The 13,804-nt window shown below is 41.8% G+C and carries 4 protein-coding genes; 3 read left to right on the top strand and 1 reads right to left on the bottom strand.

Annotated elements, in window-relative coordinates:
- Nucleotides 1-212: 212 nt before the first annotated feature.
- Together ABIB50_RS21440 and ABIB50_RS21435 are read left to right on the top strand one after the other, a co-directional pair.
- The gene (locus ABIB50_RS21440; protein WP_429383146.1) at nt 213-4,715 is read left to right on the top strand and encodes a T9SS type A sorting domain-containing protein; all 4,503 of its coding nucleotides are present in this window, start codon (nt 213-215) and stop codon (nt 4,713-4,715) included.
- Nucleotides 4,716-5,021: 306 nt separating this feature from the next.
- The gene (locus tag ABIB50_RS21435; protein WP_429383144.1) at nt 5,022-11,483 is read left to right on the top strand and encodes a T9SS type A sorting domain-containing protein; all 6,462 of its coding nucleotides are present in this window, start codon (nt 5,022-5,024) and stop codon (nt 11,481-11,483) included.
- A gap of 114 nt (nt 11,484-11,597) precedes the next feature.
- Here the strand turns inward: ABIB50_RS21435 and ABIB50_RS21430 are convergent, their stop codons facing one another.
- Nucleotides 11,598-12,314 carry a DUF4136 domain-containing protein gene (locus ABIB50_RS21430; RefSeq protein ID WP_429383142.1) on the bottom strand — a complete coding sequence of 239 codons (717 nt, stop codon included), beginning with the start codon at nt 12,312-12,314 and terminating at the stop codon, nt 11,598-11,600.
- A 192-nt stretch (nt 12,315-12,506) separates the two neighbouring features.
- Between ABIB50_RS21430 and ABIB50_RS21425 the strand changes: the two genes are divergently transcribed.
- A complete protein-coding gene (locus tag ABIB50_RS21425) occupies nt 12,507-13,796 on the top strand; it encodes an HAD-IB family phosphatase (protein WP_429383140.1) in 1,290 nt (429 codons plus the stop codon).
- Nucleotides 13,797-13,804: the final 8 nt, after the last annotated feature.

The raw sequence follows: 13,804 nt of genomic DNA, 5'->3' as shown, positions 1-13,804 counted from the left end.
ACACTTTTTGACAAGACAACTCATCGTCCCGTTATGTAGAATAAATTCCCCGCAATGGGGTATGATTTTCTAACCTATAATTCCCCTTTTTAGCAAAAAGAAAACACCCCGATAAAAATACTCGTGAATAGCTCATTTCTAAGCTATTAAGTATAAAAAAACGCCGATAGCATAATTTTTGCATTAATGTGCAAAAATACCGGAGTACCGTTTTGAAAAAACTATTAGTTAAATATTTAATTGCTGCTTTACTTCTTATTGGCTGCTTTGGGGGTGCCAATAAAGCTTTTGGGCAAACGGTAACAATTACCGGTGCAAACAGTACCAACACCAATGGTATTACAGCAGGCTCAATAGTACGCGGGCAAACAAATGTTGTGTTATTTGGCTTCAAAGTAGCGGTAGCATCAGGCACTGTTAATTTTACAGCTTTTACCTTAAATGGCGGGACAGGTGGGTTATTTACCAACGGGAGGTTATATAAAACACCTGCACATGGTTCAACTTTTGCCAGCGCTACTATCGTATCTGGTGCATCCGTTTCTATCGTTAACAATAATCCGCAAATCACGTCAATAAATGAAAGTATAAATAATAACGATTATACCTATTTTGTAGTTGCTGATCTTATACCCAGCTATGGATCGTTACCTGCTACGGTTCAATACAGTTTTAGCCAGGCAAACTGGTCATACAATGCAAGTTTTAGCGGGGTAAGCTTTTCGTGTATAAACCCAACAGTTACTTTTGCACCAAATACAACCGGTTTAAATGCTTCATCAAGCCTATATTATGGGCAAACAAACGTTGTATTAATGGGGGTAGATGTAACTAGCACTGGTGCGGCAACCGTAACAAATGCTTTTTTATATTTTTCAACAACTACAGCTAACCCATTTTTATATTTTCCGGCCGCAAATATTGAAATATGGCGATCCACATCTGGCTCGTTTGCTACCGCTTCAAAAGTAACCGCGACTATTAATCAAGCCCCCAACACTATCACGGCAGATCTGGGTGGCAACGTCACTATAAACGCAGGTACAACTTATACCTATTATTTAGTAGCCAGTTTTACAGGTTCAACCACGGGGCTTCCTTCATCATTTAAATTTGATTTAACAAAGATATTTAGCAACAATGGTGGAACCACCTACACTAACGCGTCAGGAACGACCGGCGCTACCTATACGCTTACATCTGGTTCTGCCACGTTTACAAATAATAATTTCACATCCAGCGGTATAACAGGCGGTAATATATCATACGGGCAAACCAGTATAGTGCTTTTTAGCTTTGGCATAACTATGCAAGCTAATGCAACTATTTCAAGTATGTACATTCCTTGTACTACTAATATGGGGCAGTATTTAAACAATACAACGGCTAAATTATACCGGTCTACAACCGCAAACTTTGTTAACGCAACCGTTGTTTCAGGTGCGAGTTTTAACTATAACGGCGGGGTAAGCGGCGTCCCTATAACGGGGCTCAGTGAGGCATTTACGGCAGCTTCACCAGCTACATATTACTATTTTATAGTTGCAGACCTTAATGCCACTGCCAGTTTCCCAACTCCATTAACTTTTAATTTCAGCCTATCAAGCGGGCAATCTACAGCAGCCCTTACAGCTACAAACGGAAGCACATATAACAGCGGCAGCACAATAACCGGCCAATCTTTTAGTATCGTTACTACTTATGACTGGGTAGGGACATACGGCAGCAGCTGGACAGATAAGCGTAATTTTAACCCTTTTAATAGCGGGGCTGATGTGACCACATTGCCTGATGCCACAATTACGGTTTTAGTTGGCGTAAATAAAGCATTCACAACTGCACCAATAATTCCGGGTACTACAATAGGTGGCTTGTCTATAAAAAATGCTACCGTAACGTTAACCGGTGGCACTATTACGGTAGTTAAGAATTTAAATATAAGCGGCACCACATCAACAATTACCGGTGCTAATGACTTAGCTGTAGGTGGCGACCTTATTAATCCTTCGGGCTCTACACTACAATTAACCGGCACTGGCGCTGCATCTATCGGCGGTATGACCACTAATTCAGGTACAATAACCAAATCAAGTACCGGCAATACTACTTTTACCGGCATAGTAACCAATACTTCTACAGGCATTATCAATCAAAGTGCTACAAGTGGTACCATGACCTTTGGTGCTGCTACAGGACAAGCTAATTTGGGCACCATAAATCAAACCAGCGGTGGCAGTATTTCTTTTTCGGGTGCGCTGGATAATAGTGGCTCTATCATACAATCAAACACAGGCACCGGCACGCTGGATGTTACCGGTGTATTTACTAATTCAGGTACGCTAACTAAAAGCGGTACGGGGCCTGTTACAGTAAACGGTATATTCACCAATGCTTCTACCGGGGTTGTTACAATTGGCTCAGGTGCGCTTATCCTTAACGCTACTACCCCATCTAACGCGGGTGCAATTACAAGTGCAGGTTCTCTTGATATCAATGGTAGTACCTCATTTACCAACAGCGGCACTATTAATATAACAGGTGGTGCTGCCACCATTGCAAGCCCTGTTTTCAGCAATACATCTGCAGGAATATTTACTTCGGCCGGCACTGTGAACTTTGATGGAGCTGTCGCTCAAGCTATAAATAATAACAACACCTCAACCGCTGTCAGTTTTTATTATCTGGTTTTAAGCGGTGGCGCGTTTACAAAAACATTAGGTGGCACCGGCAAATTTAAAATAGCAAGCACCGGTTCTATAGAATTTACTACCACAAATACGGTACTTGCGGCAGGTACGGCAATACTAACTTTAAGCTCAGATGCCAACGGGTCATCAACTGTAAAATCATTATTAGCTGGCAACAGCATCACAGGCACTGTAAATGTAGAACGATATTTAACCGGTGGAGATAGCAATAGCCGTGGTTACCGCTTGTTATCATCGCCTGTTTCCGTATCAAGCAGCAGTTTAATACTTCCAAATTTAAGTTATATTAAAAACGCTGCTTATATATCAGGTACCGGTGGCCCAACCAATGGATTTGATGTTTCAGGCAATCCGACCCTATATTTTTATCGCGAAAACTTAAAACCAAGCAGTGCTAATTTTACAGCGGGAAATTTTCGCGGTGTTAGTTCGATAAATGCCGGTTCAACTTTTACAATTAATAATGATCCTGGTACATTTAGTTTGCCGGCTGGTAACGGCTTTTTATTCTTTTTTAGAGGCAACAGGGCAACAAATGCAAGTACTTCAATAACCGCAATTGCCGACCCAGTTACATTAACATCAACCGGGTATTTGAACCAGGGAGACATCACTGTTAATCACTGGACAGGAGCCGCTGCAAACGGAAAATTACTTTACACTAATACCTCTGGTAATAATTTGGTACGTGGCTATAACCTGGTAGGAAACCCTTACGCGAGTTCTATCGACTGGGACAAGGTTAATAGTAAACATGTAGGAGGCGACATCGGCAGCATTATATACATATATAACCCTAAGCTAAAGGTTTACGCTACCTATATCGCGGGCCTTGGCGGCGTAGGCATCAATTTTACAGGTCCGCAGGCTAATATTATACCAACCGGGCAGGGTTTTTTTGTAATAGCGCAAAATCAAAATGCTTCAATTACTTTTTCAGAGGATGACAAGGTTCCATCACAACTTACTGCATCAGACTTATCATTAGCTTCGGCTGCCGATTCTTTAGAAGTGCAACGTTATTTACGCGTACAGTTATTTAAAGATTCATTAAACAAAGAGGATGCGATTGTATTTTTTAAAAATAATGCTCAAACAAATTACAATGTAGGCGAGGATGCTCAATATTTAAAGGGCAACAGCATTGTAAATATTTCAACCCGATCAAGCGACAATGTCAGCCTTGCTATTAACCAGCAGGCATTTCCTCAAAAACGCCAAATAATACCTTTAAATGTAAACATTACCAGTAATGGTAGCTATAAATTAGGCATACCCGATGTAAAAAACATCCCCAATATGTATGACGTATGGTTGTTAGACAATTATAAAAAAGATTCGCTGGATATAAAACACAATCCAAACTACAGTTTTATTGCCAGTGTAACTGACACCAATAGCTTTGGCTCAAAAAGATTTAGCTTGGTGTTACGCCCTAACCCGGCACTAACGGTGCATTTATTAAGTTTTACCGGCACTAAAACAGCCACGCAAGTTAAATTAGCCTGGAAGGCAGAAAATGAATCATCATACACTCGGTATATCCTTGAGCGTAGTATTGATGGTGGTAAAAAATTCAATACACTTGATTCTTTAACATCAGCTAACCTGGGGGTATATAATGACCTGGATCCAAATCCTGTTAAAGGTCAAAACCTCTATCGTTTAAAGCAAATAGACCTGACAGGAAACATTTCTTATTCAAGCATTGTACCAGTAATGTATGCTGATAATGTTGTAAATAATATTACTGCTAATTTGATAAGTGTTTACCCCAACCCGGTAAAATCAATGTTAAACTTAGCTATCACGCCAGCTACTACTACAGCGGCTAATTATAAAATCACGATAACAAATACTACCGGTAGTGTAATAAGATCATCAACGTCAAGTAATCCTACCTGGCAGGGCGATGTCAGCATTTTATCGCCAGGGACTTACTTTATAGAAGTAACAAACATTGCGAGCAATACAGTAACCGGCAAAAGTACCTTTATTAAATTGTAACACAAATGGTTACAATTACCAACTAAAACTTAATATGATAAAAAAATCAGTACTCACTTTAATATTTTTGGTTATAAGTACAACTATCCTTCTGGCTCAGGGTCCGCTGCCCGGAGGTGATTGCTCTGATCTTGACGACCCGGCATGCATGCCTCTTGATAATGGAGTTATTATTTTTGCACTTACTGTTTTGATAGCTACTACATTATATTTGCGCCGTAAGCAAATAATAAGCATTTAATAACAAAAATTGGTTGAAAATATTGTATTTTCAAAGCATTAATTATTTTAAACTACTTATTTAATATGCACTCTTTTTACCGGCTTTCGGTCGTGTTTTTTTGCATTTTTCTCTCGCTAAAGAGTTTTGCAACAGTAAATGTAACGCCGGCAAGTCAGGGTACGGGTATTTCTGCGGATAAATCTGCAGGTAGCGGTGCGGCAGCTTTTACTGCACTTGGGGATATTGTTATAACCAGCGGCGCAGCTGCCGATTTTACCACAGGCACCAATGTAACGCTGGTTCTATCAGCACCTGCAAACTGGCAATTTCAGTCGGGTGCGGGTACGGCAACAGGGGCCGGCAACATAACCATAACTTCTACAATTGTAACCGGCACAACTATTACCGTTACTTATTCTGCCGGTGCAAACCTTATTGGGAATAAAATAACCATAAGCGGGCTATCAGTGCAGGCTACGGCTCAAACTGTTTTGGCATCAGCAAATATATTTCGCAGCGCTGCCAGTACAGGCAGTATTACCGGGGTTACAGGCAGTACAAATTTTGGCTCGTTATCTCAGGTGGGAGGTGCTTATGTAAAGTTACAATTATTATTACCAGGCGAAACAGCCGCCGCCGCAACGGTTTCGGGCAAAACCGGTACACCAACCACCCCTATAGCAGGTACTGCATTTAACGTTATAGTAAACGCTGTTGATGCTAACTGGAACGTAACAGCGAGTACCAATACAATAGCTATTACCGCATCAAACGGAAATGTTACCCTACCTGCCAATGCTGCTTTAGTGGCAGGTACAAAATCATTTGCTGTTACTTTAAAAACCGCAGGGGCTGCACAAACCATAACAGCTACTGATAATACCAGTACGTTTACCGCTACTTCACCTGCTGTAACGCCAACTGCAGGCGCGTTTAATAAAATGCAAATATTATTGCCCGGCGAAACTGCAGCACCGGGAACAATAACAGGAAAAACAGGTACACCTACCGGGCAAGTTGCAGGTATAGCATTTAATGTAATTGTAAATGCAGTTGATGCTAACTGGAACTTAGTTGCCTCTGTTACAGACGTGGCACACCTGGCTTCGACTGATGCAAATGCTGTATTGCCTGCCGACGCTGCATTGGTAGCCGGTACCGAAACGGTGAGTGTAACTTTAAAAACAGCTGCCTCCAAAACACTTACAGCGAGCGATGTTACTACGCCCGCCCGGACAGCCAACACAAGCGCGGCGGTTGTAGTAGGTACAGCCGCGTTTGCCAAGCTGCAAATATTAGTACCAGGTGAAACTACTTCGCCCGGCTCGGGTGCCGGAAAAACCGGTGCACCAACCGCCCGCACTGCCGGAACCGCATTTACCGTGATAGTAAACGCTGTGGATGCCTATTGGAATAAAGTAATAACTGTTACAGATATTATACACCTGGTAACAACCGATGCTAATGGTGTGGTACCTGCAGATATAGCACTTGCCAACGGTACAATGACATTTACTAATAAAGTTAATTTAAAAACACCCGGTACAACCACAACTATAACAGTTACTGATGTAACCGACGGTACAAAAACATCCAACATTAGCCCCGCACTTACAGTTAATGCCGGTGCATTTACAAAACTGCAAATTTTATTACCCGGCGAAACTGCTGCCCCTGGCACCACTTTGGGTAAAACGGGTACACCTACCGGGCAGGTTGCAGGCGCAACCTTAAACGTTACTGTAAATGCTGTTGATGCGGTCTGGAATGTAATTACCAGCACCACAGATGTTGTAAATCTTTCCTCTACTGATGCAAACGCGGTTCTTCCTGCAAATACATCATTAGTGGCGGGCACTACAACTTTAAGCGTTACTGTTAAAACAGCCGGAGCGCGAACAATTACGGCAACTGATGTTACTAATCCTGCTAAAACCGGTAGTACTAGTGCATCTGTTACAGTATCCGCAGGCGCATTTATTAAATTACAATTGTTGGTACCTGGCGAAACGGCTGCGGCAGGTACAGCCACCGGAAAAACCGGTACCCCAACTGGTGCATCGGCGGGTACTGCTTTTGCCATAACAGTAAACGCAGTAGATGCTTATTGGAATAAAGTAACATCAGTTGTAGATTTTGTGCAGTTTACAACAACCGACGCTAATGGGGTAGTGCCTGCTAATACACAATTAGCTTTGGGCACAAAAAGCTTTACCACTACAACTGGCCCTAATTTAAAAACACCTGGTACACAAACAATTACAGTTGCAGATTTTACTGACGGTACGAAAACAGCTGACACCAGCCCATCAATAACTGTAAGTATTGGCACCTTTACTAAATTACAGTTGCTATTGCCTGGCGAAACTGCCGCGCCCGGTACAACCACGGGTAAAACCGGCACACCAACTGCTCCTGTAGCAGGGACATCGCTTACACTCACGGTAAATGCTGTTGATGCCGCCTGGAATGTGGTAACTACTGCTACAGATGTGGTTAATATTTCATCAAACGATCTTAACGCGGCTTTACCTGCAAATGCAGCATTGGTATCCGGCACAAAAACATTTAGCTTTACATTTAAAACGGCTACTACTACCCGCACCATTACAGCTACTGATGTTACCAATGGTGCAAAAACAGCCAATACCAGCCCGTCTATGACGGTTGCCGCGGGTGCATACTCACAGCTTCAGCTATTATTGCCCGGAGAAACTGCTGCCCCGGGAACGGTTAACGGGAAATCGGGCACAGCCAGCCCACCAGCAAGAGGTGTTGCTTTTAATATAATTGTTAATGCTGTAGATGCCAACTTTAACAAAGTCACTTCAGTAGTAAATACAGTAACCATTACATCAACAGATGCGGGTGCAACATTACCGGCGCCAACCGCTTTGGTAGCCGGCACAAAAACATTAAGCGTTAAAATTGTGAGTAACGCCACCTCGCCTTTTCCAACCATTACGGCTACTGATGCCGCTATTACGACAACTATTAGTGTACCCGGCACGGTAACACCTACCGCTACTACTGATTATTTCAGGACAAAAACATCCGGCAATTGGAACGATGCTTCAATTTGGGAAAGCTCAGTTAACGGTACATCTGGCTGGCAGGATGCAACCATCACACCTACATCTGCAGCCAATATCGTTACGATACTTAATACACATGCAGTTACAGTTACGGCCAACGTTACTGCCGACCAAATAGTTGTACAGACCGGGGCGCAGATAATAGTTAACTCTGGGATCACCCTAACCATAGCCAGCGGTGGTGCCGATGTTACAGGTACTATAACAAACGCCGGTGTAATTACGCCCACAGGTACTTTAACTTTTTTAAGTGGTGGTAAATATCAACATAACACTACTACTACTAACGGCACCATACCAGCTGCTACATGGAATAATTTATCAACCTGCGAAATAATTGGTTATACAAGTTACGCAGGCACAATTTTAGGCGGTAACCAAACTTTCGGCAATTTTATATGGAACTGCCCCGGCCAAAACGTTGCCGGCAGTGGTGTATCTCTTGGCGGAACAGCCAGTGTTAATGACTTGACGGTGATATCAACCGGCACGGGCAATTTTCAATTAGCTACCGCAGGCGGTACAATAACTGTAAGGGGTAATTATAATCAGTCTGGCGGGACATTGGTTTTAAATAATGCTTCTGGCACCACCAATTTTAATATCGCAGGTAACGTCAGCTTTTCGGGCGGGGCTATACAAAAAGGCTCAGGTTCACACCTTATCTCTTTTAATGGTTCAGCTACCCAAACCTATTTAAAAACGGGTGGTACTTTCTCTTCGCAGGCTATAAATTTTGCAATCAATAGTGGTGCGACAGTAGATTTTGGCACTTCGGTTATTGATAATACATCAACAGGTACTTTTACTTTAAATGGCGCGGGCACAATTATAACTGCTAATGATGACGGGTTAGCTTTGACAGGCGCAACAGGTTCAATACAAAGTTCAGGAACGCGTACATACAGCACTACGGGCAATTATATTTATAATGATACCGGGGCGCAAAGCATAGGTACAGGCTTGCCCTTAGCTTTAAATAATTTAACTATTAGTGGCCCGGGCGCAACCATGCCTGCTACATCTTCAACTTATACTATTAACGGTACATTAACCCTAACCGGTAACCTGGATATGGGCACAAATATTTTAGGGCCAAGTGCAACATTTGCTAATACTGGCGCAGGCACGCTTAAAACACAAGCTACAGCAACCCCTATCCCGACGGGCAAAACCTGGAATGTAGCCGTTGAATATAATGGCGCCGGCTCAGACCAAACAATTGTATCGGGCACGTATATTAACCTGTCTTTTTCGCAGGCAGCTAACAAAGTTTTTGCGGCCGGTACAGTAACAGTAACCGGCAATTGGTCATCATCAAATGGCAAAATAAATATCCTTACTAATGCCGCTACTGTTGCCTTTACCGGAACTGCCCAATTGTTGGACGATAATGGCACAGACGCCGGCAACGGTGTGGTATTTAAAAATGTGACTTTTGGCAATAGCGGAACTAAAACACTTAACAGTGGTAATTATTCTGTTTCTTCTTCAGGTTTGTTAACTATGTCTGGTACAGCAATTTTAAATGCTAATGATAATTTAACGCTCTTAGCTGATGCTACCGGCACCGGCAGTATTGGGCCATTAACCAGTGGCGCTATAACAGGCCGTGTTGCTGTACAGACATTTATTACCGGGGGTGGCGATTTAACTTACCGTGGATACCGGTTGCTTTCGTCGCCGGTATCTGATCCTTCGTCGGGGAATGCATATTACAATTTAAGTTATCTTAAAGGCAGTGGAAGCTACCTTACCGGCTCTGGCGGTTCAAGTGGTGGTTTTGACGTATCCGGTGCGGCAACGGTATACCTTTATCGGGAAGATAAATTACCCAGCACTTCATTTACATCGGGCAATTACAGGGCGATAACCGCAATTAACAACGCGCCTGCCTACAGTTTAGGCACCATAGATGGTAATTTTAATATGCCGGTGGGCAATGGCTTTTTATATTTTTTTAGAGGAAATAATGGCACCAATATTAGTACCGTACCAAACGATGTTGTGTTAAATACTTCGGGTATTATAAACCAGGGGCAAATAGTTGTAAAGGATTGGTTTAACTATAGCTCAAACAATTTAGCTTATTCAACCACCAGCGGTACTACAACTGTTGAAGGGTTTAACCTTGTGGGCAACCCATACCCAAGTTCGATAGACTGGAATACAGCTTTTGCCGGAACCATGAGTACGGGCATATACGCACCCAATACAGATCAAACAATTTATATTTATAACGTTAGCAGTAAAAATTACGCTACGTATTTAAATACAAGTGCTTCTGCTGGTGCTGGCACGTTGGGTGGTAGTAATATTATACCAAGCGGACAGGGTTTTTTTGTTCATGCTACCAATGGCAGCGCGCAACTTGTATTTAATGAGTCGGCTAAAGTTAATGCCCATCCTGGTACTTTATTATTAAACTCGGCGGCTCCTATAAATAATTATCAGGTACGGATCCAACTGTCAAAAGACACGATCAATAAGGATGAAAATATAGTGATTTTTAATAATAATGCACATGACACTTATGCCCTAAATGAAGATGCATTATATTTAAAAGGCTCGGGTTCGGTAAACCTATCTAATTTGTCAGGCGATAAAAAAGCATTGGCCATTAACCAGCTTCCGTTTCCCAAAAAAGCTCAAAGTATACCATTAAATGTAGGTTTTACCACTACAGGGGTTTATAGCTTAGGTTTCACAGCGTTAAATAACTTCCCTGATGTTTATGATGTCTGGCTTATGGATGCTTATAAAAAAGATTCGCTTGATGTAAAACATAATCCAAACTACAGCTTTACTGCAAACCTGGCGGATACAAATACTTATGGCTCAAAAAGGTTTAGCCTGGTATTGCGCCCTAACCCGGCACTAACGGTGCATTTGTTAAGTTTTACCGGCACTAAAACAGCCACGCAAGTTAAATTAGCCTGGAAGGCAGAAAATGAATCATCATACACACGGTATATTCTTGAACGCAGTATTAATGGTGGTAAAAAATTCAACACACTTGATTCTTTAACATCAGCTAACCTGGGGGTATATAATGACCTGGATCCAAATCCTGTTAAAGGGCAAAACCTCTATCGTTTAAAGCAAATAGACCTGACAGGAAATATTTCTTATTCAAGCATTGTACCCATAATGTATGCTGATAACGTGGTAAATAATATTACTGCTAATTTGATAAGTGTTTACCCCAACCCAGTAAAATCAATGTTAAACTTAGCTATAACGCCAGCTACTACTACAGCGGCTACTACAGCAGCTAATTATAAAATTACGATAACAAATACTACTGGTAGTGTAATAAAATCCTCAACGTCAAGCAATCCTACCTGGCAGGGTGATGTTAGCGTTTTATCGCCGGGGACTTACTTTATAGAAGTAACTAATATCATACAAAATACATTGATAGGTAAAAGCACGTTTGTAAAATTATAAATTTGCTAAATGAAGCTCTATAAAACGTAGGTGCCACATCTGCCCATAATTTCAAGCCTACAGCATAAAAAAAGCGTCCAGATTAATCTGGACGCTTTTTTTATATATTGCAAGTTATATTGACCGGTTTGATGCCGGGCTTACTGTACCTCTTCTACCCCTCCGGCCCCGCATATCGCCCCTGCCGCCTGCCGGTGCAGCTATTGATGGCGCTAAGCTTAACTGATCTAAAACACCTGTTACTACTTCAGGTAAAGCATCTATATCTTTTTGATGATTACGATGTACCTCTCCTACGCCAAATCCGCGCCAAACAATTTGTTTGCTCCTGCGGTCTATCAGGTCAATAATTAATGTTCCTTCTTTATAATGGTCCTGGCTAACGCCCATGCCGCCGTATATAAATGGTGCGCCATAAGCATAGTAATAAGGGCGATAATAACCACCCCAACCGCCCCAGCCAAAGCCCCCATACCCAAAGCCACCATATCCAAAACCATAACCTGGATACCCGCCATACATAGGATAATAATAGGTACGCGTACCCGTGCCAACTACGCTTGAATAACTTACTATCAGATCAGGATCACGCTGGCTAAGGGTTAAACCTTTATTTACCAGAGATGATGTGGCGGCATCTTTAATTTTTGCATCGGCAGCCATATTGGTATTTGCCTTATCACTATTACGCCCCGCGGGCATCCAGGCAAACGTTCGGTACTTGCTTAAATTTGTCCGGTTTAAACCTGCAACATAATAATCATAACTGGTACAAGCAGATAGGCTTGTTAGGAAAGATAGCACCAGTAATCCAAAAATCGATCTCCTCATGGCTTAGTTGTTTTATAATCTGTTAGACAAACCTTGTTTAAAAGGTTTAACACTAAATTAAGTTTTTTTGAGATTTATTTTTTGTTAAATCTTACAGTAATCAAACGGAAAAAGCCAATCAAAAATTGCACATTTGCCTACCCGATGGTACCGCTAGCTTACGGGATATATTTTTTTTGCACATTAAGCAGCATGAGCCAGTATTTTATAATAGATTTTGATAGTACATTTACCCAGGTTGAAGCATTAGACGAGCTTGCCCGAATATCACTAAAGAACCATCCCGACAGGGAAAAAATATACCAGCAGATAGAGGACCTGACCAACGCCTCGATGGAAGGCAAACTATCGTTTAGCCAAAGCCTTGAAAACCGCGTAAAACTTTTAGAAGCTAACCGCGAACATTTAAAATTGCTGATAACGCATTTAAAGAAAAAGGTTTCTACCTCATTCTCCCGTAATACCATATTCTTTAAAAATCACCAGGACGAGGTTTTGATCGTATCGGGGGGGTTTAAAGAGTTCATTATCCCGGTTGTTACCGAGTATCATATTAAAAAAGAAAACATCTACGCCAACACTTTTGTGTTTGATGATGAGGGTAATATAATAGGTTATGACCGCGAGAACCCGCTATCGCAAGAAGGTGGTAAAGTTAAACTTTTAAAAGAGTTGAAGCTTGAAGGCGATATTTATGGTATAGGCGATGGCTATTCTGATTTCCAGTTAAAGGAATCGGGTATGATCAAAAAATTCTTTGCGTTTACTGAAAATATCGAGCGTAAATCAGTTGCCGAACGTGCCGACCATATCACCCCCAGCTTTGATGAGTTTTTATATATCAATAAACTGCCGCGTGCCATATCGTACCCTAAAAACCGGATCAAATGTTTGGTAATAGGTAATGTTGAAGAAGAAGCCTTAACGCAAATGCAAAAAGAGGGCTACAACATACGCCAGCGCGATACTATTGAAGAAAAATATTTAGATGAAGCAGGGGTATTGCTTTGCGATGAAGACAACCAGCCAACGCCAGAACAGGTACAAAATGCTGGCAGGCTGAAAGTAATTGGTTGCTTTGGAAAAGTAAATAAAAAACTGGCCGAAGCCGCTTGCGAGAACGGTATTATAATTTTTGACGACCCTAAGCATAACCCCCGAAACGACGACTTTTTACCTAAACGCGTAATTGCTTTTATGAACGAAGGTAAGACCCATACCAGCTGTAATTTCCCCGACTTGCAGCCACCACGTGTTAGCAATGCACACCGGCTTATTCATATCCATAAAAACGTACCGGGGATATTGGCCAAGATAAATGATGTATTTGCCCGCCACAACATTAATATAGTAGCCGAGTTTTTGGTGACCAACGAACAGATTGGTTATGTAATAACCGATGTTAATACCGGCTATGATACAGAAGTGCTTAATCAGCTAAAAGCGATTGAGCATACTATCAGGTTTAGGTTGCTGTATTAGTCGGGAAG

It is taken from the genome of Mucilaginibacter sp. UYCu711, assembly GCF_050433825.1.
In the GTDB taxonomy this organism is placed as follows: domain Bacteria; phylum Bacteroidota; class Bacteroidia; order Sphingobacteriales; family Sphingobacteriaceae; genus Mucilaginibacter.
Note: the sequence above shows the minus strand (reverse complement) of the source record. Positions and strands in the feature narration are given on the sequence as shown.